A 22,642-nucleotide genomic window follows, 5' to 3' on the forward strand; every position below is an offset into this window, starting at 1 on the left:
GACGAACCCCTATTGGGAGCATGCAATGGCCAGCCGAATTGAAGAGAACGCCGTTCAGTATGATCCGCCCGCCGGGGCAGCTGCAGAAATGCATGCTGCCCCGAGTTTCATTCGGGATTCGGAAATCCAGTTTTCGCGCTCGCAGACATTCCATGAAGGGCAGCGCGTCAGTTTTGACGTAGAGATCGGGCCCGACGGCGAACTGATCGCCGTCAACATCAAACCAATATGACACGCCGGTTTCAACTCGGCATGTTCAAAAGAAAAAGGGAGGCATTGCCTCCCTTTCTCATGGGTGATGCGCCGGATTACTTGGCCGTCGGCATCACGAATTCGGCGCCCTTGGCAATCGAATCCGGCCAGCGTTGCATCACGCTCTTGTAACGCGTGTAGAAACGAACACCTTCTTCCCCATAGGCGTGGTGGTCGCCAAACAGCGAGCGCTTCCAGCCGCCAAAGCTGTGCCACGCCATCGGCACCGGAATCGGCACATTGATACCGACCATGCCCACCTGGATCTGCCGCGCAAACGCGCGCGCCACGCCGCCATCGCTCGTGTAGCACGACACGCCGTTGCCGAACTCGTGCGCGTTGATCAGTTTCACCGCCTCGGCAAGATCGTGCACGCGCACCACCGAAAGCACGGGGCCGAAGATCTCTTCCTTGTAGATCGTCATCTCGGGCTTGACGTGGTCGAACAGCGTGCCGCCCGTGAAGAAGCCCTCGGCGTGGCCCTCGACCGAGTGGCCGCGGCCGTCCACCACCAGCTTGGCGCCCTCTTCCACGCCCTTGGCGATATAGCCTTCCACCTTCGCCTTGTGCGCGGCGGTGACGAGCGGACCCATTTCGCTGTCGGCCTGCATGCCGTTGCCGATCTTCAGCGCGCGGGCGCGTTCGGCAAGGCGCGGGACGAGCTTGTCAGCCACGTCGCCCACTGCCACAGCCACGGAAATCGCCATGCAGCGCTCGCCGGCCGAGCCGTAGCCGGCACCGATTAGCGCATCCACCGCTTGGTCGAGGTCCGCATCGGGCATGACGACGAGGTGGTTCTTGGCGCCGCCCAAGGCTTGCACGCGCTTGCCGCGCTTGGTGCCTTCGGCGTAGATGTATTCGGCGATAGGCGTGCTGCCGACGAACGAGACGGCCTGCACATCCGGATGCTCGAGCAGCGCGTCGACGGCATCCTTGCCGCCCTGTACGACGTTGAACACGCCATCGGGTAGGCCCGCCTGCTTGAGCAGATCGGCAATCATCAGGCTGGGGGTCGGGTCACGTTCACTGGGCTTGAGGATGAACGTGTTGCCGCATGCCAGCGCCACGGGCGCCATCCACATCGGCACCATGAACGGGAAGTTGAACGGCGTGATGCCGGCCACCACGCCCAGCGGCTGGCGCAGGTTCCAGTTGTCGATGCCGCCGCCAATGTTGTCGGTGAAGTCGGTCTTGAGCAGGTTCGGAATGCCGCAGGCGAACTCGACCACTTCAATGCCGCGCGTGACTTCGCCCTTGGCATCGGAGAACACCTTGCCGTGCTCCCGCGTGATGGCGGCAGCCAGGGCGTCCTGGTTCTGGTCGAGCAGCTCCTTGAACTTGAACAGAACGCGCGAGCGCTTGAGCGGTGAGGTCTCAGCCCAGTCCGCAGCGGCGGCGTGGGCAGCGGCCACGGCGGCGCCCACTTCGGATTTGCCGCCCAGCAGCACCTGCGCGCTCACGGCGCCCGTGGCGGGGTTGAATACATCGGCGGCGCGCGCGCCGCTGCCGGCATGGCGTTGCCCGCCGATGTAATGGCTGATGACGGACTCCGTCACGGCGGGATCAATCGGTCGGTTCATTTCAGGCTACCTCTTGCAGAACGGTACGAACGGTGTCGAAGATGCGCTCAATCTGCGCCTCTTCGATGATGAGCGGCGGGGAGAACGCCAGGATGTCGCCGGTGTAGCGCACCAGCACGCCACGCTCCAGGCATTTCAGGAAGACCTCGTAAGCGCGCGCGCCCACCGCGCCCGGCCGCGATTCCAGCTCGATGCCGGCGACCAAGCCCAGGTTACGGATGTCCTTCACATGCGGCGCGCCCTTGACCGAATGCGCCGCTGCTTCAAACGCCGGCGACATCGCACGAGCGCGCTCGAACAGCCCTTCGCTGCGATACAAATCGAGCGCGGCCACCGCCGCTGCCGCCGCCAAGGGGTGCGCCGAATACGTATAGCCGTGGAATAGCTCAATCGCGCCCGGCGCGCCCGCGTCGACCACGGTGTCGTGTACCGACTGGCGAACGGCTACGGCGCCCATCGGCACGGCAGCGTTGTTGATGCCCTTGGCCATCGTCAGCAAATCGGGCGTCACGCCAAAGAACTCCGCCGCCGTTGCCGCGCCCAGGCGGCCAAAACCCGTGATGACCTCATCGAAGATCAGCAGGATGCCGTGCTTGTCGCACAGCGCGCGCAGGCGTTCCAGATAGCCCTTGGGCGGCACAAGCACGCCCGTGGAACCTGCCAGCGGCTCGACGATGACGGCGGCAATGGTCGACGCGTCATGCAGCGTGACAAGGCGTTCCAGCTCGTCGGCCAAGTGCTCGCCCCAGGCCGGCTGGCCCTTGGAGAAGGCATTGTGCTCCGGCGCATGCGTATGCGGCAGGTGATCTACACCCGGCAGCAGGTTCGCCGAAAACGCCTTGCGGTTTGGCGAGATACCGCCCACCGAGATGCCGCCGAAGCCCACCCCGTGATAACCGCGCTCGCGGCCAATCAGGCGTGTGCGCTGCCCTTCGCCCCGCGCGCGATGGTACGCCAGCGCAATCTTGAGCGCCGTATCCACCGCTTCCGACCCCGAGTTGACGAAGAAGATGCGGTTCAACCCTTCCGGCATGATCTCGGCGACTTTCTCTGCCGCGCGAAACGCCAGCGGGTGCCCCATCTGGAAGGTGGGCGCGAAATCCAGCGTGGCGGCCTGCGCGGTGATGGCGTCGACGATTTCCTTACGGCAGTGCCCGGCGTTGACGCACCAGAGGCCGGCAGTGCCGTCCAGCACTTCGCGGCCGTCGCCGTCGCGGTAATACATGCCCTGGGCCGACGTCAGCAGGCGCGGTGCAGCCTTGTACTGGCGATTGGCCGTGAACGGCATCCAGAAGTAAGACAGATCAGTGGTCTCCAGCGGGTGCGGTGCGGGTTTCATCGGTCACTCCGGAAAAACAGCGGAAAGGGAATGGACTGGCAAGCCAGCCGTTGGAGCAAACTGTACAGAGTCACATGCGACACGGACATGCACAGATGGCGGTTCTATAAGAAACTGTATAGGCGCCCACCACCGCTCTCGTGCCGCATCGCAACATGCACCTCGAACTCGATCCTTCTCATCCCCAGCGTACGTTGGTCGACCAGATCGTCCAAGGCATTCGTGCGGCGGTCGACAACCATACTCTGCTGCCAGGCACGCGGCTGCCTTCCGTGCGCAAGCTGGCCCAGGCTCACGATGTCAGCACCTTTACGGTGGCGGAAGCCTATACACGGCTGGCGGCGCTCGGCGCCATCGTGGCGCGGCCGCGCTCGGGCTACCTGGTGGCGGCGCGCACCCCCACCCAACCAGCGCCGGTAGCTCCCCGCTGGGAGTCGCCCACGCTCAACGCGGCGTGGCTGCTATCGGATGTGTTTGCCGATCGCTCCATCGCCATCAAGCCCGGCTGCGGCTGGCTGCCGAATGACTGGCTGGACGAGCGCGGCGTGCAGGAAGCCATGCGCGCGGTGAGCCGTGTTTCCGCGCTTCGGGTGGCGGGCTACGGACATCCATGGGGCTATGCGCCCTTGGGTGAATACGTGGCGCAGTCGCTTGCGCTACGAGGGCTGCCGGTGGAACGCTCGCAAGTGCTGCTGACTAGCGGCGCCACGCAGGCGCTCGACCTGATTGTCCGCACCCTGTTCAAAGCCGGCGACGTCGTAGCCGTGGATGATCCGGGCTACTGCAACGTGCTCCAGGTGCTCAAGCTGGCCGGCCTGCGCGTGATCGGGGTGCCACGCACGCCAGAGGGGCTCGACACAGCCGCATTGGAAACCATCCTGCGCGCCGACGATGCCGACCGGCCGCGCGCCCTGTTCACCAGCTCCGTGCTGCAGAACCCCACCGGCTCCTCGATGACGGCGCAGAACGCCTATCGCGTGCTGCAGCTCGCCGAGCAACACGGCCTTTGGATTGTCGAAGACGACTTGCACCGCGAACTGGCCGACCCCGCCGCACCGATGCTGGCCTCGCTCGACGGCCTGCGCCGCACGCTGTACGTGAGCGGCTTCTCCAAGACGATCTCGCCCTCATTGCGCGCGGGCTATGTGGTGGCCGACGCCGCCATCACGCGCGAGCTTGCGCGTACCAAGATGGCCGTGGCACTCACCTCGTCGGAAATCACGGAGCGCATCGTGCACGCTTTCGTCACGCGCCCCGTCTATGCCGAGCATGTGGCGCGGCTGATTGCACGACTGGGAGAAGCGCACACGCAAGTCGAAGCCCTCATGCGCCAACATGGTGCTGAATTGTTCGATACACCAGGGCGCGGCCTCTTCCTGTGGGGCCGGCTGCCGGGCCACGCAGATGCCTCTGCGCTGGCCAATCGGGCCATCGATCACAACATCTGGCTTGCACCGGGACAGTATTTCCGGCCGCATGACGAGCCCAGCCCGTGGCTGCGCTTCAACGTGGCTTACTCCGCTGAGCCGGCGCTCTGGGAATTTCTCTCCCACGCGTAATGGCGCATGCCCTGCATGGGTCGCAATGACGTATTGCATGCAATCAATCACGTGACTGGCACTCAAACGTGAAATCGGCGTGACCGGATGGTGGCAGCGTCACACAAGCGCGACACGATGCGCTGTCGCCTACCGTTCTCTTGCGTCGTACCGATTCCCAACGCCACCTGCAGCCCAACCTGCACAAGGAGTGCCATGGACATCAAAACCGTCCGCGAAACCGCGTTCGCAATGCCGCTCACGAGCCCCGCATACCCGCCAGGCCCGTACCGCTTCATCCACCGCGAATTCTTCATCATCACGTATCGCACCGACCCGGCCAAGCTGCGTGCCATGGTGCCGGAGCCGCTGGAAGTGCCCGAACCGCTGGTCGCCTACGAGTTCATCCGCATGGCCGATTCCACCGGCTTTGGTGATTACACCGAGAGCGGCCAGGTGATTCCCGTCACCTACGAAGGCAAGCCCGGCACGTACACGCTGGCGATGTATCTGGACGACCATCCGCCCCTGGCCGGCGGCCGCGAGATGTGGGGCTTCCCGAAGAAACTCGCCTCGCCCAAGCTGGTGACCGACAAGGACACGCTGATCGGCACGCTCGACTACGGCCCCGTGCGCGTGGCAACCGGCACCATGGGCTACAAGCACCGTGAGCTGGATCTGGCAGAGCAGAAACGCCGCCTGGAGCGCCCAAACTTCCTGCTCAAGATCATTCCGCATGTGGACGGCAAGACCGCGCGCATCTGCGAGCTGTCGCGCAACTACATGATCGACATCGACATGAAAGGTGCATGGACCGGCCCCGCGTCGCTGGAACTGGCGCACCATGCGCTGGCACCCGTGGCCGAACTGCCCGTCCTGGAGATTGTCGAAGCCCGGCACATCATTGCAGACCTGACCCTTGGCATGGGCGAGGTCGTGTTCGATTACCTCGCGCAGTAACGCCTGCCCGACGCCATCCTTTTTCCGTCAACCCTCGGAGTACACACATGTCTGATTTGAAAGGCAAAGTCGCCGTCGTCACGGGTGCCGCCAGCGGCATCGGCAAGCAGATCGCCCTCACGCTTGCCAATTCGGGCGCAGCCATCGCCATCGTTGACCTGAACGAAGACGGCGCCAAGGCCGTCGCCAAGGAAATCACCGATGCCGGCGGCAAGGCGATCGGCCTGCGCATGGACGTGACCGACGAACAAGCCGTGGACAGCGGCATCGATCGCGTGGCTGAAGAACTCGGCTCGGTCGACATCCTCGTCTCCAATGCCGGCATCCAGATCGTCAACCCGTTCGTGAGCTACTCGTTTGCCGACTGGAAGAAGATGCAGGCCATCCACGTCGACGGTGCCTTCCTGACCACGCGCGCCGCGCTGCGCCACATGTACAAGGACGACCGTGGCGGCGTGGTGATCTACATGGGCTCGGTGCACTCGCACGAGGGCTCGCCGCTCAAGTCGGCCTACGTGGCGGCCAAGCATGCGCTGCTCGGCTTGAACAAGGTGCTGGCCAAGGAAGGCGCAGCCCATAACGTGCGTTCGCATGTGGTGTGCCCCGGTTTTGTGCGCACGCCGCTGGTCGAAAAGCAGATTCCCGAGCAAGCGAAGGAACTCGGCATCAGCGAAGACGACGTCGTGAAAAAGGTCATGCTGGGTGATACCGTGGACGGCGTATTCACCACGGTGGAAGACGTGGCCGAGACCGTGCGCTTCCTGGCCACGTTCCCGAGCGCCGCGCTGACCGGCCAATCGTTCGTGGTGAGCCACGGCTGGTTCATGCAGTAAGTCTGAGCACACGCAAGGAGGTTGGAGGAGATATGCCCGCACCCAAACTACGCGTGGCCGCAAGCAAGCGGCCCACGCCGGCAGAATCGTCGCGCCCGGCAGATGCGCCGCTCACCACGGCTCAGCGGATCGTGCTGCCCGCGTACGAGAACATTGCGCTGGTGCTGCAAGGCGGCGGCGCGCTTGGCTCGTACCAGGCCGGCGTGTTCGAAGGGCTGGACGAAGCCGGCATCGTGCCGAACTGGATTGCGGGCATCTCCATCGGGGCATTGAATACGGCCATCATTGCCGGCAATGCGCCCGAGCATCGGCAAGCGAAGCTGCGTGAGTTCTGGCAGGTCATCACGCAGCCGACGTTCTCGCCGCCGCTGCCTGACATCCTGGAAAACGCCTGGTTTGACGGCAACGCGCATCTGCGTAAATGGCTGACCGCCATGCAGGCGGCAGACACGCTGCTTGAAGGCCAGCGTGGCTTTTTTACGCCGCGCTTTCCTGCCCCGCTTCCCGCCAACGAAATCGACCCGCTCGAAGCCAGCTATTACGACACCACGCCGCTCAAGGCGACGCTGGAACGCCTGTGCGATTTCGACCGCATCAATGACGGCGGCATCCGTGTGTCAGTGGGCGCCGTGAACGTTCGTACCGGCAATCTCGAAGCCTTCGACAACACCGAGCGCCGCCTGCGCGCGGAGCACTTCATGGCATCAGGCGCGCTGCCGCCGGGCTTTCCGCCCGTGCTGATCGACGGTGAGTATTACTGGGACGGCGGTGTGGTCTCCAACACGCCGCTGTCGTATGTGCTGGGCTCCAAGCCGCGCCGCGACACGCTGGTGTTTCAGGTGGACCTCTGGAGCGCGCTGGGCCCGGTGCCCAATACTATGATCGGCGTGGCCAGCCGCCAGAAGGACTTGCAGTACTCCAGCCGCACGCGGCTTACCACCGACTGGATGGAGCGTTCGCAATCCACCCGCCGGTTGATACGGAAGCTGCTCGATCATCTTCCGCCCAAGGAGTTCGAGCGCACGCAGTGGTACAAGCACGCGCAGGAAATGGCCTGCACCAAGCGCTACAACGTCTTCCACCTCATCTACGCGGCCAAGGAACACGAAGGCCCCGGCAAGGACATCCAGTTCGGGCCGTCCACCATGCGCGACCACTGGGCCTCGGGCCTGGCCGATATTCGCGAATCGCTCTCGCATCCGGAGTGGCTGGAGATGCCCGATAACGACACGGGCTTCGTCACGCACGACATCCACCGCCATCCGGGCGTGGAGCGGGAAGACAAGCGGCTCTGAGCTGTTCGCCGCTGAATCACCCGAGTTGCGCTATTTCTGTGCGGGCGGCATGTGCAATGCATTCGACAGCGGCGGCCGCGGCAGCGCGGCCATCCATGCACGGCGGATCACCGCGCTGATCTGCTTGTAGACCTCTTTCGAGATCACGGTTTCGGCCAGCATCGTGTCGATCTTGCTCTGGCCGATGTAGAGCGCGAACAGCACGAGCAGGCGCTTTTCCAGAGCGGCGCTGTAGTCGCCAAACTTTCCGCGCAGCTCCGCCAAGCCCTCTTCCGCCGCCTCGATCCGGGCAATCAAGACGCCGTCGAGCAGGTCTGCCATGCGCTCGCCCAGCACGGGCTGCAGCGATGCACGGTTGTACGCGCGCAAGCGCTCCAGCACCGTCTGGCGACAAATAAGCAATTCAAAACGATCAGCCAGCGCGTTGGCCAGTGGGCGGTCGATATGCACCACGCGGTGCAGCCAGACAGCGAACCGGTAGCCGGCGTGCTTGGCCAGGATGCGCCGCGATGCGCGCTTGTAGCCCAGGCGCCCCTCTGTGCGGGCCGCGTCGATCATGTCCGCGGTGTTGCGCATCATCGCGTCAAGGTTCCGGATGGAGACAAGGCCGTTGCCGTACTCGGGAATCAACTCGCGCTCACGCGTGGCGAGTGAAACGAGGCCGATGGTCAGGCGCTCGCGTTCGGACAGCGCCTCCTCAAGGTTCAGCTCGACCGCGCCGGCCGCGACCTCTCGCCGATACACCTCCGCAGCCTGGTCCGTCGCGCCCGAGGTGAAATGAAAGTGCCCGCCGATGCGGCGCATGGTCGATTCCACTTCCTCTGTCGACATGTTCAGCGCCTGGCCCTGCAGGGCCTGCTCTTGCGGCGACAACTGATCCAACCCCAGTTGGCGCATCACCCAGCGCAGCGTGGCGCCGTTGAAGAGCACGCTCACCAGAACAAAGCCGGTGGCCAGGATGGTGACGAAATGGCGATCCGCCTCGCGCACAGCCTGGTTCTCCGCCACACCCAGCGCCAGCACCAACGTGACGGCGCCACGCAGGCCGCCCCATGCAATCGCAAGCTTGTAGGCGTGGCTGACCGGCGCAGAGAGCTTGAGCCACGCGAGCGCGGGCAACAGGCCAAACAGCACCGCAAGACGCGCCGCAAGCGCGGCCAACACAATCACCGCCAGCCACAGCGCATCTTTCCCCACCACGCCGTGCAACAGCTCCGGCACGCGCACCGCGGCCAGCAGAAAGACCACCGCGCCGGCCAGCGCTGCAATCTGCTCCCAGATGAGCTGCAGGTGTGACCAGTTGCGCGGCGTCAGGCGCGTGCGCCCCAGCGCGCCGATCACCAGCCCCGCGCACACCACCGACACTACGCCCGACACGCCCAGCACGTTTTCGGCCACGAGATACAGCGGATACGGCAATGCCAGTGTCCACGCGGCTTCGGCTTGAGCAATGCCGCGCAGCGCGGGCAGCAGGAATGCGGCGATACGCCCGGCAATCAAACCGAACACCACGCCGCCGCCGAACGCCTTGGCCAGTTCGCGCAGGCCGGTGCCAACGGAGGCATCGCCGCCGTGCCCCGTGAGCATGGCAAGCAGCACGCCCATGATGGCAATGGCTGCGGCGTCGTTGAGCAGCGCCTCACCCTCCACTAGGCGGATCAGCCGCGCCGGCGCGCCCACATCGCGGAACACCGCAATCACGGCAGAGGGATCCGTCGTGGCAATCATCGCGCCGAGCAGCAGGCACGTGACGATGCCGAACGGCGTGACGGCGGCCGCAGCGAGTCCGATCACGCCCGTGGCAACCACCACGGCCACGATGGCCAGCATCAGGATCGGCGCGGCATCCGGCGCCATGCTCCGCACATCGACCGACAGCGCCGCCTGAAACAGCAGCGGCGGCAGGAACAGCCACAGGTACGCCTCTGCCGGCCAACTCGGATCGACGAGCGGCGCGAAGAACGTGGCCGCAAAAGCAGGCGCGCTGCTGCGCAAGATGACATAGGCGCCGCCGATACCGATGCCCGCGAGCGCCAGCAATGTCGATTCCGGCAGCGTCAGGCGCGAGGCCAGCATCTGCACCAGCGCCACCACGGCGAGCAAACCGCCCGCCACCAGCAACAGGATGACGACGCCGTTCACGAGGCGGTCTCCCGCACAGCCAGCCAATCCGCGCGTTCGGCATCGGTCAGATCCGGCACGACCGCAGTGCCGGTTTCGGCGGCGGCCACGGCAGCTTCAAGCACGGCCATGACAGCCACGGCCTGCACGGGCGGGACAGGGTTTGCGCGCCGGCCGAGGATGGCGTCGCGCACTGCGGCGTAGTAGGCGCGCTGGTCGCCCGCCGGCGTTGCGATGCTGGTTTCGGTCGATGTTGCACCGTCGATCAGCAGGCCTGCGTCATCGTCCACGCCCCAGCCTTGCGCGCCAGGTTTCATGCCGGCAAGCAGCTGCGCTTCCTGCTGATCAATCCGGCGCTTGATGAGCGAACCGCGCGTGCCATGAACGACCCAGCGCGGCGAGCCGCCCGCCACCAACATGCTCGCGTGAAGCACGGCGCGCCGCTCGCCCATTTCCAGGACGACATGCGCCCAGTCCGGCGTTTCAGCGCCTGGCCGCTGGCGTGCAAACGAAGCGCTCACCGCATCCGGCAGGGCAAGCAGTAGCAGCGCCTGGTCGATCAGGTGCGGGCCAAGATCGAACCAGATGCCCGTGCCCTGCCCCGCCTGCTCGCGCCAGCGGGCGCGCACCTGGGGGCGATAGCGGTCGAAATGCGCCTCGACGTGCATGGCTTCGCCAATGGCGCCACCCGCAATCGCGGCTTGCACAGCGAGGAAATCGCTGTCCCAGCGGCGGTTCTGGAAGACCGACAGCACGCGCCCCGCCTCACGCGCCACCCGAGCCAGATGCCGCGCCTCTGCCAGCGTGACGGTAAACGGCTTGTCCACGACGACATGCTTGCCGGCGCGCAACGCGGCTTCGGCCAACAGTGCATGACGGTCGTTGGGCGCGGCAATGACGACGAGGTCGGCTTGCGCATGCGTGGCCGCCGCGTCGGGCGTGCAGACCACGACATTGGGCCGATCCGCACGCACGGCGTCTGGCCGGTTGGAACCGATGACCTGCAAATGCAGCCCGGGCGTGGCGTCGATCAACGCGGCGTGAAAGAGCTTGCCGGCGTAGCCGTAGCCCACCAAAGCGGCTCTCAATGGCATCTGATGTGATGAAGGCGACATGTATAAAAAATGGCAGAAAGCAGGCGAATGAGACGCTCGAGGCGCAACTTGGTGCCCAGAATCTTGCGGTGAGCCATGAAAAATTGCCGGTCACAAGATTGGCAAACGTTGCCCATCGTCAAAAAGCGGTTTTAACTCTCTTGTAAATAGGAATTGTTCTCATTATTATCTGCGCCTTCACATTCTGAAGGCGCCAACCTCGGGGGAGGAGTCGCGCTGTCCTTTTTCACTTTACGGGAACTGCAATGCCGCCGAAACGTTTGTGCCTGTCTCTGGCCGTCCTTGGAACGCTGCCGTTTGCCCAGGTGGCAACTGCCGCCGACACCGTTGCCGCAGCCGACGCCGGCACGTTGCCGACTTCCACGGTCAAGGGTACGCGCAGCAGCACCAGCTACGACACGCCCATCGCCAACACGGCCACGAAGATTCCTGTGCCGCTGCGCGAGATTCCGCAGTCAGTGAACGTCGTGCCGCGTGCAGTGATCCAGGACCAGGGTGCGCTGTCGATCAACGACACGCTGCGCAACGTGCCGGGCGTGTCGGCATCGCTGGGCGATGCGCAGCGCGATCAGGTGACCATTCGCGGTTTCTCGTCGATCAATGATCAGTACGTCGACGGCCTGCGCGACGACTCGCTCTACTTCCGAGATCTGTCCAACATCGACCGCATTGAAGTGCTGAAAGGCCCGGCGGCCGTGCTGTATGGCCGTGGCTCATCCGGCGGCATCATCAATCGCGTCACCAAGAAACCGCTGGCGACGCCGCTGGCAGAGGTGGGCGTGGTGGTAGGCACCGAGCGCCAGAAGCGCGCGGAGTTCGACCTGAACACGTCCATCAACGACGACGCCATCCGCGCGCGCATTACCGGCGCGGTCGAGGATTCGGGCGGTTTCCGCAACGACTACTTCCTGCGCCGCCAAGCCATCTCGCCGTCGTTTTTGTTCAACCTCGCGCCGGATACCAAGCTCACGGTGCAGTTCGACTACCTGCACGACAAGCGTATTGCAGACCAGGGCGTGCCGTCGTACCACGGTCGCCCTGTCGACGTACCGATCGAGACACGCTATGGCTCCGCCAATGCCGCAGCCGGCAATGTGGAGTCCACCGTCAAGAGCGTGACCGGCACGCTGGACCACCGCTTCAACGACAAATGGTCGTTCCACAGCGTGGTGCGCAACTACGAATACTCGCTCGGCCGCAACAACTACACGACGATCAGCCGCGTTACCGATGGGCCGATCCCGACCGTCACGCTGGCCGTCAACCAGCGCAACCGCAGCGATCGCGGCACGCTGTGGCAGAACGAGCTGACGCAGAAGGCCGAGACCTGGGGCATCCAGCACACGCTGCTGTACGGCATCGAGCTGGGTTACCAGGACAAAAGCGACCGCGTGGCCGCTGCGCCGGGCAGCACGACGTACAACCTGTTCAACCCGACGCTGCAGGTGTTGCCGACCGTACCGGGCAACGCGGTGCCGACCAACTACGGCCTCTCGCACAACGAGACGTATGCGGCGTACGTGCAGGACTTGATCAAATTCTCGCCGCAATGGACGGTGCTCGCCGGCCTTCGATATGAAATCCTCAAGCAGAGCCGCGACGACCTGACCGCGCGCAATGTCGATCTGTCGCGCACCGACAAGCCGGTCAGCCCGCGCCTGGGCGTCGTGTATCACCCGATTGAGCCGCTTTCGCTGTACGCGTCGTACAGCCGCTCGTTCCAGCCGCTGGCCGATAGCTTCACCTTCTTCCCCAACAGCGGCGCGCTGGCCCCGCAATCGACAACGAACTATGAGATCGGCGCCAAGTACGACCTCTCGGCCGGTGCAAGCGTGACGGCCGCGCTGTTCGACATGAAGCAGACCAACCTCACGGCAGCCGACCCGGTCACGCTGCTGGGCGTGCCCATCGGTACGCAGCGCACGCGCGGGCTGGAGCTGTCGTTCACGGGGGAGATTGCGAAAACCTGGTCGCTGATGGCGAGCTATGCCTACCTGAACGGCCGCCTGGAAAACCCGAACGACCGCAGCGGTGGCGTCGCCGTCAATGGCAACCAGCCGTCGCTCACGCCGCGGCATAGCGGCTCGGTGTGGCTCAAGCACGATCTGCCGAACGGCTTCTACGTGGCCGGTGGCGTGCGTGCGGAAGCAGCACGTTACGCATCGCAGTACAACGTAACGACGCTGCCCGGTTACATGACCGTCGACCTGGGCGCCGGCTATCGCAGCAAGCATCTTGATGTCACGCTGAACCTGCAGAACCTGTTCAACCGCGCGTACTACGTGTCGGCGCACGGCGGCGCCGAGAACTACAACATGCCGGGTGCCCCGCGCATGGCGCTGCTCGGCGTGCGCTACAAGATGTAAGCGTCGAACAGGCAAACGGGCGATGCTGCGACGGGTGCTCTTCCGCTTGCACTGGCTGATCGGGTTGTCAGCCAGTGTGGTGCTGGCCATCGTTGGCGCCACCGGCGCGCTGATGGCCTACGAAGACGAACTGTTGCGCGCGCTCAATCCCGGTGTGCTCAGCCTGCCCGCGCGCAGCGGCCCTGCACCGACGCTGCCGCATGTTGCTGCGCAGGCGCGCGCTGCCATGCCGGATCGCCCCGTCACCTTCATCACCGCCGCATCCGACCCAACCCAGCCGTGGCGTGTCTGGTATGCCTGGCCGCCGGGCAAACACGGCGGCAGCAGCCGCGGAGAGCTGCGCTACATCGATGCCGCCACCGGCACGTTGCTGCCCGAAGCTCGCGGCCAGCGCTTCTTTGCCACCGTCAAGCTGCTGCACCGGACATTGCTTGCGGATGAGATCGGCAAGCAGATCGTAGGGGCCAGCACGATTGGGCTCGTCGTGATGACGCTGTCGGGCCTGTACCTGCGTTGGCCGCGTCGCGTCACGAACTGGCGAAGCTGGCTCGTTATCCGATGGAGCCGCGCGGGCCGCATCCGCTGGTGGGACGTGCACACCGTCATCGGCACGCTCGTGCTGCCGCTGTATTTGCTGGCTGCCTTCAGCGGGCTGTATTGGGCGTATGACTGGTACCGCGATGGCCTGCAGCGCTTGGCCGGCATGCCGGTCATGGCCAAGGCAAAACCCGTGGAAGGCCAGCGAAAAACGCTCGGAAGTGCGGCATTGGAGCGCACCTGGAACGTTTTCCTGGTCAACGCGTCGAACTATGGAACGGCCACCCTCCGCATCGACGATGCCCTCACGGGCAAGGTCGATATCAATTGGCTCCCGGCCAATGCCCCGCACGACCGCGCCTTCAACCGCTTGACGCTGGACACCAGCACCGGCGCAGTCCTCCGCAACGAATCCTTTGCCGACAAGCCGCCGATGCAACGCCTGCTGGCCGGCATGTTGCCGCTCCACAATGGACGCTACTTCGGACCGATCGGCGTCGTGCTAGTGTTGATCGGAGCGTTGATGCTGCCGGTATTTGCGGCAACCGGGTGGTGGCTCTACCTGGATCGGCGCCGACGCGCGCAACCGCAGCGCAAACACGCATCCGCAGCGACACGTCCTTGCTGACAACGTAAGGGGATCGACGCGATGTCGGGCGCCTCAACACAACAAGGACAACACCATGGTGATCGAAAAATCCCGAGACCTCTGCCTGCGCCCGCTCGAGCGCAATGACCTGCGTTTCGTACACGAGCTGAACAACGACGCCAAGATCATGCGTTACTGGTTCGAAGAACCGTACGAAACCTTCACCGAACTCTCGCAACTCTACGACCGCCACGTGCACGACCAGCGCGAGCGCCGCTTCATCTGCGAGAATGATGCCGGTGAAGCCGTGGGCTTGGTCGAATTGATGGAGTTGAACTACATCCACCGCCGCGGCGAATTCCAGATCATCATCGCGCCCGGCTGGCAAGGTCACGGCTACGCATCAACCGCAACGCGACTGGCGATCGACTACGCATTCATGGTGCTGAATCTGCACAAGCTGTATCTCGTTGTCGACGTGGTGAACGAACGCGCGATCCACGTGTACGAGAAATGCGGCTTCCAGCGCGAAGGCGAGCTGATCGAGGAGTTCTTCAGCAACGGCGCGTATCACAACGCGCTTCGCATGTGCGTGTTCCAGCGCGACTACGTCAAGTCGATCCGCAGCGCCAGTTGACGCACAACAGCGAGGCCTACGCCGTGCGCAGCCACGCATGCAATTCGCGCTGCCCGACCTCGGTCATGTTCAAGGCCCGCGAATGCTTTTGCCGCGCCAGCCACCCCAGCGCGATGCAGCGCTCCGCCACGGCGGCCCCGAGCGCGCCCGCAAGATGCGGGCGGCGTTCACTCCAATCCATGCAGCCGTAAGCAAAGCGGCGTCGGCCGTTGCGCAGTGCATTCACGTCAACGCCGATGGCCGCCAGCGCCTGTTCACCTTCGGGCGTGACGTCGTAGGCGCCGTGCGTTGCATCGAGCTGCGTCAGCCAGCCGCGCGACAGCAGTTTCTCCGACACCTCGGTGCCGAGCTGCCCGGCCAGGTGGTCATAGCACAGGCGCGCCGCACGCAGGTTCTCAGGCACGGTCGAGCGTCGTGGGTCGGCCGGTTTTTCAGGCGCGACCACCAGCAGCGATTCGATCATCTCCGCCACCGCCGGAGAGCGCAGCCCGAAGTATTTGTAGCGCCCGCTCGACAACGAGGTGATGAGCGCATCGGCCTCAAGCCGGCGCAAGTGCGCGCTGGCCGTGGCGGGCTCCACACCAGCGCCGTAGGCGAGTTCCTTGGCAGTAAGCGAGCGGCCTTCCATCAACAGCAGCAGCATGCGGATGCGCGTCGGGTCGCCAATGGTGGCGGCCACGCGGCCGATGTCCGGCTGGGTTGTCGATTCAGTGGCTGGAGAAGATGCGGTCATGGTTCGATGGAGACCAAACTGTTGGCGCGTGACAGGCGGGCGGCCAGTCCAGACAATGGGGGCCATCTTACTCCCGCGCCCCACGCTGATGACCGCCCTCGACACCGCCCCGCCCGCCGACGCGCTGCAAGCCATCGTGCATGCCGACCCTGCCCCCTACTACGCCGAACTGGCCGCCAGGCGTCCGTTCTTCTTCGATGCCGCACTCGGCTGGTGGGTTGCCGCCAGTGCTGAGGCCGTCGATGCCGTACTGGGGAGCACCGCGTGTCGTGTACGGCCTCCAGAAGAGCCCGTACCCAAGGCCGTGGCCGCAACGCCCACCGGCGCATTCTTTGGCCGCCTCGTGCGCCAGATCGACGGACCTGACCACAGCACGCGCAAGGCCAAGGTAATGGCCGCGCTGGGCCGACTGGATGTGTCTGCGCTGACCGGCTACGCGCAGCGGCATGCGCGCACTGCGCTGCCCGACGCAGCGAGCCTGGATGCTGCGCTGGATACCGATGCTCACTTCCGCGTACCGCTCGCCACGATGGCGCAAACACTGCTGGGCGACCACGCCGATACGCCTGCCTGCCAGGCTGACATTGCCGCGTATCTGGCGGCGTTGGGCCCGGGCGCCAGCGCAGCCGCCGTTGCGCTGGCTGATGCCGCCGTCGACCGCCTTCAGCGCCGCTTTGCCGCCTCCCCGCTCACCGGCGGTAGCGATGACGGCGATGCCGAGATCGCCAATCTCGCCGCCCTGCTCGCGCAAACCTACGACGCCTGCGCCGGGCTGCTCGGCAACTGCATCGTCGCGCTGTCGCGGCAAGCTGGCTTGGCGACCCGGCTGCGCGTTCAGCCGCACGCCATTGAGCCCTTCGTGCGTGAAGTTCTGCGCCGCGATGCCCCTGTGCAGAACACACGCCGCTTCGTCGCACACGATGTCGGGCTGCTCGGCCAGTCGCTGCGCGCGGGCGACAAGATCCTGGTGCTGCTGGCCGCTGCCAATGTGGATCGCACAGCCAACCCGGACCCACTACGCTTGGACATCGACCGCGCAGAGCCGCGCCTGTGGACGTTCGGCGGCGGCGTGCACCGCTGCCCCGCCGATGCATTGGCGACCACCATCGCGCGCGAAACGGTGCTGCATCTGCTGAGCCTGCCGGATGTCGACCGGTGGCTTGCGGGCCTTGGCGAGGTGGCGTATCGCCCGTCGCCCAATGCGCGCATTCCCAGCTTTCAAGCTTGAAGTTGCACCCACGAAGACATCACGAAGACACCCCACAGGAGACTTGCCATGATCGCCGTCATCTTCGAAGTCGAACCCGCACCAGGCCAGCGCGATACCTACCTCAACCTGGCCGCACGTTTGAAGCCGTTGCTCGAGCAGGTCGACGGCTTCATCTCGGTGGAGCGTTTCCAGAGCATCACGAACCCGAACAAGATGCTCTCGTTGTCGTTCTTTCGCGATGAAGATGCCGTGAAGGCGTGGCGCAACATGGAGCAGCACCGCGGCGCCCAGCACGCCGGCCGCGACCATGCGTTTGCGGACTACCGGCTGCGCATCGCCCACGTGGTGCGCGACTACGGCATGACCGAGCGCGACCAAGCCCCCACCGACAGCCGCGCCGAACACGTTTGAGCGCACCGCACTGCGCTCGAACATGGCCCGGTGTGACGCCTTTTACGCTCACCGGGCACCACCTTTGCTTAGTCAGTTAGAACCCGCACGGCCAAGCGCGCCGCACCACGGCATCGGCAGGCCCTCCGTGCGCAACGATTGCAAAGGAATTGTCATGTCTACCGCTTTTCATGAAGCTGAACGTGAGCCGCAAGTCGCTCCCGCCCGCACCGTTCAGAGCCCCGTGCGTTATGCCGTGGTCGGCGCGGGGTGGATTTCGCAGGCGGCGTTTCTGCCGGGCGTAGCGCAGAGCGGCAACTCAGTCGTCACGGCGCTGGTCACCGGCGATGAAGCCAAGGCCACGGCGCTGGCCGACCGCTACGGCATCGAGCACGTCCACGGTTATGCCGACTACGACCAGTTGCTCTCCTCAGGAGATATCGACGCGATCTACCTGGCGCTGCCCAACGACATGCACCGTCAATACGCCCTGCCCGCCCTGCAGCGCGGCATCCATGTCTTGCTTGAAAAGCCCATGGCAACCAGCGAGGCGGATTGCGAAGCGATGATCGAAGCGGCCCGCAACGGCAACGCAAAGCTGATGATCGCCTACCGGCTGCACTTTGAGCCCGCCACGCTGGCCGCCATTGAACTCGTACGCGCAGGCAAGCTGGGGCGCATCCGCGCGTTCTCGGCCATGTTCAGCCAATCGGTGGCGCCGTCCAACCACCGCGCCAGCCACGGCTATTGGGCCGGGCCTGTGTCGGACATGGGCGTGTACCCCATCAACGCGGTGCGCAATCTGTTTGGCGAAGAGCCGGTGGAGGTTTCCGCCTGTGGGGTGCGCGACCCCGAGCTGCCCTTCAATTTTGATGACACCGTCAGCGTCACGCTGCGCTTTGCCGACCACCGCATCGCCCAGTTCGTGGTCAGCTATAGCGGCGCCAGCATGGACCAGTACCGCATCCTCGGCACAAAGGGGGACCTGGAAGTCTCGCCCGGCTTCATGTTTGGCGTGGGGCTGAAGTACCGCGCCACCATCGACGGCAAGACGCACGAACAAGCCTTCGACGCCACCGACCAGTTTGGCGGCGAGCTGCAGTATTTCTCCGATTGCATCCTCAACAACCGTGAGCCTGAGCCCAACGGCGAGGAAGGCTTGGCCGACGTGCGCGTGCTGGCCGCCATCGAGCGCGCGCTGGAATCCGGCCAACCGCAAAACCTTGGGCCGTTCCAGCGTCAGGGCCGCATGGAAACCGCGCAGGTGCGCAAGCTCCCGCCCGTGTCCCCGCCGGAACTGGTGGACGCGGCTGAACCCAGCAAGGGATAACAATCAGGGAAAGAAAAACGCCCGCAACGAACGGCGGGCGTGGGATTCAGGATTTACAGCTTGATGCGCTGGACGGCGTCTCGCATGCGCTTGCGGATCGAGACATCCGAATTGGTGTTGCTGCTGGAGCCGTCGGTTTCCATGGCGTTATCGCAACGCCATTCCGTGGCTTCGCCGTTGTCGGTCAGCGCACAGACGCGGTGGGTCCAGCGGTCCCACACGAACACGTCGCTGCCGGCTTCGCCAGAGAGCAGCGGCTCAAAACGGTACATCCACAAGTACCCGACACCCAGCAGGGTGACCAGAAAGATCGCCATCCAGGACGCTTTGATTCGGCGCCACATTCTCATTTCTCCTCGTGGAGCCGCTGCGCCGGACGCGCCTGACAGGGCGTCGCTGGGCCAAAAGCGCATTGCTCCGAGGGGCAAATCGTAACATGGGGCACCCGTGCCCCTGCCCAAGCGGGGCCGTCAATGCGGCAGTGCCGCAACACACTCGCCCGCTATCGGCGCCCTATCAGCGCCCTATCAGCGCCCTCAATTGAAGACGTCCTGGCGGTAGCGGCCGGATTGCATCTGCGTCGTCAACCAGCCTGACGCGGTCTCGAGTTCGCCACCGTAGCGCGCCTGGTGCATGCGGATCAGCGTGTCGCGCACCGCCGGTGCCATCGCACGGCCGTCGCCACACACGTACAACGTGGCGCCGGCATCGAACGCCGCCCATACGGCTTCGCGCGCGTCCCAAAGCGCATGCTGCACGAAGCGATGCGGATGATCGGCCACGCATGAATGCGCCGCGAAAACGCGCACCACGCCTGCGTTTTCCCACGCGCGCAAGGTGTCGCGGTAGAGGAAGTCGTGCTCGGGGTGGCGGCAGCCGAAGCACAGGAGCGACGTTGCCACCGCCTCGCCTGCCGCCTGCTGCGCGGCGCGCTCTTCCAGGAAGCCACGGAACGGCGCGATGCCCGTTCCGGCGCCGATCAGCACCATCGGCTTACCGGCATCGGCGTCGGGGGCAAACGGCGGGTTGGGCGTGCGCACGGCGGCGGCGATCTCCGCGCCTGCACGCAGCGTCATCAGGTAGTTCGATGCCGTCCCGCGATACGTGCCGACTCCAGACCATGCCGGCCCCGACACCGTGCCCACCGTGAGCGCTGCCACGCCCGGCGACACATGCGCCGACGACGCAATGGAGTAGAAGCGCGGCCGCATTGCGCCAAGCCGCGCGAGAAGCGCCTCCAGCGTCAATTCAATCGCGGGGAAGCGGATCAGCAGGTCAAGCACGCTCACGTGCGCGGCTTGAATGTCCTGGTCGAAACGCTTGGCCGCTTCGTCGCCCTCCAGCCAGACGGCAAGCTGACCCCGCGTGAACGGACAGCGCGTGGCCGCATGCAGCGCGGTGATGTCGCGCACGGTGGCGGTGTCCTGCAGCTCGACGAAATCACGCAGCAGCTGGCGCACGGACACCGCCTGGTTGAGCGGCAGGTGCCGCACGTGAGCATGGCGCGCGGTCAGCGTGACGAGCGCGTCGCCCTCCAACCCGAGTCGCGCGATGGCCGCGTCGACACGGTCGTCGGCATTGCGCGGGTAGACGGCGAGGTGGTCTCCGGTGGAGTAGGTCACGCCGTCGGGCAACCGCACGGTGAGGTGACGCGTGGGGCCGCGCGGGGCTTCCTGCGTGAAGTCCCAGAGGCCCGTGGGGTCGCTGACGAGTTCTTCGTTGGCGAGCACCGTCATCGCACGTGCGGCGGGCGGCAGCGTAGCGGCGCGTACGGCATCGGGAGCGAGATACTCGACGTGGACCGAGGAGCCATCGGCTTGTGCCTGGCGGGCACCCAGGGCGCTCCACAGGCCGCGCGTCCAGCCATCGACAGCGGCGTCGAAGCCGGCGTTTCCATCAGCCTCGCCGCGCGGCACGATGGCGTGTGCGCCGGCTGCAGAAAGCATCGCTTCCACCCGCTTCGGAAATGCCTGGAACGCGGGCCATTGCGAGTTGCCGCAACCAAGGACGGCATAACGCAATCCTGTTGCCTGCCGCGTGAGCGCATCAGCGGCATCCAGGCGCGCCTCCAGCGTGCGGGCGCTATCCGGCGCGCGGCCGTTGTAGGTGGCGGCCACCACGATCAGCACGCCCTGCTGCGGCAGCGCGTCGGCAATCGTGTCCAGCGGCGCGACCTTGGCGTCGAAGCCGGCGCGCGATGCGGTGGCAGCAAGCTGCTCGGCGATGTCCTGGCAAGTGCCCAGGCTGCCGCCGTACAGCACATGCATCGGTTCACCACCGCCGGCAAGTGCGGCCTCGGCGTCGTCTTGCGTGACAACCTCGGTGCCCGAAGGCATGGCGATCGACAGCCGCTCCCGCGCATTGCGCAGCCGAGCGCGCAGGCGGAAACCGTCCGGTTTGAGCGTCAGCGTTTCCTTGATGTGGAAGCCGTAATCGTAAGGGTCGGACAGCGCAAAGCGCTGCAGGATCACCGCCAGCGCGAGCTTGGCTTCGGTCAACGCAAACTGGCGGCCGATGCAGGCACGCTCGCCATTGCCGAAGGGCTTGTAGGCGTGCGGGTGGAGCTTGGCTTCGTTCTCAGGCAGGAAACGGTCGATATCGAAGACTTCTGGGCGGTCCCACACCGCCGGCTCGCGGTGCAGGGCCAGCAGCACGGTCACCACGCGCTGGTCCTTGCGGATGGCGTAGCGGCCGCCAATGCGCGTGTCTTCGTAAGGCGCCACGCCAAAGCTCGGGGCAGTCGGCCACAGGCGCAGCGTTTCCTTCAACACGCGCTCGATCACGTCGAGCTGCGCGAGGTGCGCATACTGCGGCACGGTATCGCCCGGCAGCACGCGGTCAACCTCGGCATACGCCTGCGCCAGCACCGCCGGATGGCGCAGCAGCATGTACAGCGCGAAGGTCAGCAAGCCGCTCGTGGTTTCATGCCCTGCAATCAGGAAGGTGATGACCTGGAAGCGGATGTTCGTGTCATCCAACGGCTCGTCCGACACCGGATCGCGGGCGTTGAGCATCAGCCCGAGCAGGTCGCTCGCGCCGATGCCGCCATCTTTTGCCTGACGGCGTGCTCGAATCACCTCGTCCACCAATTGGTGCATGGCAGCCACGTCGTGCTCGAACCGGCGATGGTGCTCGCGCATGAAGCGATCTTTGAGCGGCAGGCGCGTGAGCTTGCCCATGGCTTCGGACAGCACACCCGCCATGGCCGCCAAGAACGGATGCAGCTCCGGCGTGTTGAACGAATCGAAGCGGTATCCGAAGCCCGCCAGCGAGATGGTGTCGAGCGTGAGCCGCGTCATGTCGTCGGCCACGGGGATATCGGCGTCGGGCCCCTGACGCGCCCATTTGTCGGCCAGCGCATTGGCCACTTCGAGCATGACGTCGAAGTAGCCCTTCATCGCGCGCTGGCTGAAGGCCGGCAGCAGAATGCGATGCGCCTTGCCCCAGTTGGGCTCGTCCTGATGCGCGGTGAAGAGGCCATCGCCCGCCCCCGCCCGCAGGAACGACAGCGGTGGCCCGATCAGCTTGCGAAAGCGCGTTTCGTCGCACAGTTCGGCCACCAGATCGGCGGAATAGACGAACGGCACGCGCCGCCCGGCAAAGTCGAGTTGGTACAGGCCTTGGGGAAACTGCCGGCTGGTTTCCAGAAGTGTCTGGGCCAGGCGGTCTTTGGGAAGTTGAAGCAGGTTGCCCAGCCACGGCAGGCCCTTGGGCTGCGGGATGGGCGCCGCCGTTGCGGGCGAAACATTGGCGGGTAACTCGGAGGCGGAACGCATGCGCGGTCGACTGCGAAAATGGGTTATCCGCCAATGTACGC

At 65.2% G+C, this 22,642-nt stretch carries 18 protein-coding genes; 11 read left to right on the forward strand and 7 right to left on the reverse strand.

The window, feature by feature from the left end; genetic code table 11:
* Positions 1–25 precede the first annotated feature (25 nt).
* The gene (locus tag ACTJK6_RS10740) at positions 26–232 is read left to right on the forward strand and encodes a cold-shock protein (protein WP_024978714.1); all 207 of its coding nucleotides are present in this window, start codon (positions 26–28) and stop codon (positions 230–232) included.
* A gap of 76 nt (positions 233–308) precedes the next feature.
* Here ACTJK6_RS10740 and ACTJK6_RS10745 read toward each other — a convergent pair whose 3' ends face one another.
* Together ACTJK6_RS10745 and ACTJK6_RS10750 are read right to left on the reverse strand one after the other, a co-directional pair.
* Positions 309–1,832: a CoA-acylating methylmalonate-semialdehyde dehydrogenase gene (locus tag ACTJK6_RS10745; RefSeq protein WP_440839019.1), complete on the reverse strand. Its 1,524-nt coding sequence runs from the start codon at positions 1,830–1,832 to the stop codon at positions 309–311.
* Position 1,833: 1 nt separating this feature from the next.
* Positions 1,834–3,171: an aspartate aminotransferase family protein gene (locus ACTJK6_RS10750; RefSeq protein WP_440839020.1), complete on the reverse strand. Its 1,338-nt coding sequence runs from the start codon at positions 3,169–3,171 to the stop codon at positions 1,834–1,836.
* Between the two features lie 155 nt (positions 3,172–3,326).
* Here ACTJK6_RS10750 and ACTJK6_RS10755 point away from each other — a divergent pair, with 155 nt between their 5' ends.
* The 4 genes from ACTJK6_RS10755 (at position 3,327) to ACTJK6_RS10770 (ending at position 7,797) form a co-directional block, all read left to right on the forward strand.
* Positions 3,327–4,730: a PLP-dependent aminotransferase family protein gene (locus tag ACTJK6_RS10755; RefSeq protein WP_440839021.1), complete on the forward strand. Its 1,404-nt coding sequence runs from the start codon at positions 3,327–3,329 to the stop codon at positions 4,728–4,730.
* 195 nt (positions 4,731–4,925) lie between these two features.
* Positions 4,926–5,669 carry an acetoacetate decarboxylase gene (locus tag ACTJK6_RS10760; RefSeq protein ID WP_232039684.1) on the forward strand — a complete coding sequence of 248 codons (744 nt, stop codon included), beginning with the start codon at positions 4,926–4,928 and terminating at the stop codon, positions 5,667–5,669.
* 47 nt (positions 5,670–5,716) lie between these two features.
* Complete coding sequence (locus tag ACTJK6_RS10765; RefSeq protein WP_004627334.1) at positions 5,717–6,502, forward strand: 3-hydroxybutyrate dehydrogenase; 786 nt, start codon at positions 5,717–5,719, stop codon at positions 6,500–6,502.
* Between the two features lie 32 nt (positions 6,503–6,534).
* Positions 6,535–7,797, forward strand: coding sequence for a DUF3734 domain-containing protein (locus ACTJK6_RS10770; protein ID WP_440839022.1), 1,263 nt, complete (start codon positions 6,535–6,537; stop codon positions 7,795–7,797).
* A gap of 30 nt (positions 7,798–7,827) precedes the next feature.
* On the opposite strand, the gene ACTJK6_RS10775 is transcribed toward ACTJK6_RS10770, so the two are convergent.
* On the reverse strand, positions 7,828–9,939 hold the full coding sequence (locus tag ACTJK6_RS10775) for a cation:proton antiporter (RefSeq protein ID WP_440839023.1): 2,112 nt from the start codon (positions 9,937–9,939) through the stop codon (positions 7,828–7,830).
* Positions 9,936–11,012 (reverse strand): oxidoreductase, encoded by a 1,077-nt coding sequence (locus ACTJK6_RS10780; protein WP_440839024.1) that lies wholly within the window; start codon positions 11,010–11,012, stop codon positions 9,936–9,938. Before ACTJK6_RS10780 ends, ACTJK6_RS10775 begins: the two co-directional genes overlap by 4 nt.
* Positions 11,013–11,278: 266 nt before the next feature.
* On the opposite strand from ACTJK6_RS10780, the gene ACTJK6_RS10785 reads away from it, so the two are divergent.
* Genes ACTJK6_RS10785 through speG form a run of 3 tightly spaced genes read left to right on the forward strand, consistent with a single transcriptional unit; the run spans position 11,279 to position 15,162 of the window.
* Positions 11,279–13,399, forward strand: a complete 2,121-nt coding sequence (locus ACTJK6_RS10785) for a TonB-dependent receptor (protein WP_316870877.1) — start codon at positions 11,279–11,281, stop codon at positions 13,397–13,399.
* Between the two features lie 22 nt (positions 13,400–13,421).
* Positions 13,422–14,564 (forward strand): PepSY-associated TM helix domain-containing protein, encoded by a 1,143-nt coding sequence (locus tag ACTJK6_RS10790; protein WP_440839025.1) that lies wholly within the window; start codon positions 13,422–13,424, stop codon positions 14,562–14,564.
* A gap of 55 nt (positions 14,565–14,619) precedes the next feature.
* Positions 14,620–15,162 (forward strand): spermidine N1-acetyltransferase, encoded by a 543-nt coding sequence (gene speG, locus ACTJK6_RS10795; RefSeq protein WP_260801608.1) that lies wholly within the window; start codon positions 14,620–14,622, stop codon positions 15,160–15,162.
* 16 nt (positions 15,163–15,178) lie between these two features.
* Here speG and ACTJK6_RS10800 read toward each other — a convergent pair whose 3' ends face one another.
* Positions 15,179–15,895: an ArsR/SmtB family transcription factor gene (locus ACTJK6_RS10800; RefSeq protein WP_232039691.1), complete on the reverse strand. Its 717-nt coding sequence runs from the start codon at positions 15,893–15,895 to the stop codon at positions 15,179–15,181.
* Positions 15,896–15,983: 88 nt separating this feature from the next.
* On the opposite strand from ACTJK6_RS10800, the gene ACTJK6_RS10805 reads away from it, so the two are divergent.
* From ACTJK6_RS10805 to ACTJK6_RS10815, 3 genes are all read left to right on the forward strand, one after another.
* Positions 15,984–17,123 (forward strand): cytochrome P450, encoded by a 1,140-nt coding sequence (locus tag ACTJK6_RS10805; RefSeq protein WP_440839026.1) that lies wholly within the window; start codon positions 15,984–15,986, stop codon positions 17,121–17,123.
* Between the two features lie 48 nt (positions 17,124–17,171).
* Positions 17,172–17,516 carry an antibiotic biosynthesis monooxygenase family protein gene (locus tag ACTJK6_RS10810; protein ID WP_440839027.1) on the forward strand — a complete coding sequence of 115 codons (345 nt, stop codon included), beginning with the start codon at positions 17,172–17,174 and terminating at the stop codon, positions 17,514–17,516.
* Between the two features lie 154 nt (positions 17,517–17,670).
* Positions 17,671–18,825: a Gfo/Idh/MocA family protein gene (locus ACTJK6_RS10815; RefSeq protein WP_440839028.1), complete on the forward strand. Its 1,155-nt coding sequence runs from the start codon at positions 17,671–17,673 to the stop codon at positions 18,823–18,825.
* Positions 18,826–18,878: 53 nt separating this feature from the next.
* Here ACTJK6_RS10815 and ACTJK6_RS10820 read toward each other — a convergent pair whose 3' ends face one another.
* A complete protein-coding gene (locus tag ACTJK6_RS10820; RefSeq protein WP_004627354.1) occupies positions 18,879–19,169 on the reverse strand; it encodes a hypothetical protein in 291 nt (96 codons plus the stop codon).
* 192 nt (positions 19,170–19,361) lie between these two features.
* Positions 19,362–22,601, reverse strand: coding sequence for a bifunctional cytochrome P450/NADPH--P450 reductase (locus ACTJK6_RS10825; protein WP_440839030.1), 3,240 nt, complete (start codon positions 22,599–22,601; stop codon positions 19,362–19,364).
* Between the last annotated feature and the right edge of the window lie 41 nt (positions 22,602–22,642).

The sequence above is a fragment of the Ralstonia sp. 22086 genome, from assembly GCF_052045975.1.
GTDB lineage: Bacteria > Pseudomonadota > Gammaproteobacteria > Burkholderiales > Burkholderiaceae > Ralstonia > Ralstonia wenshanensis.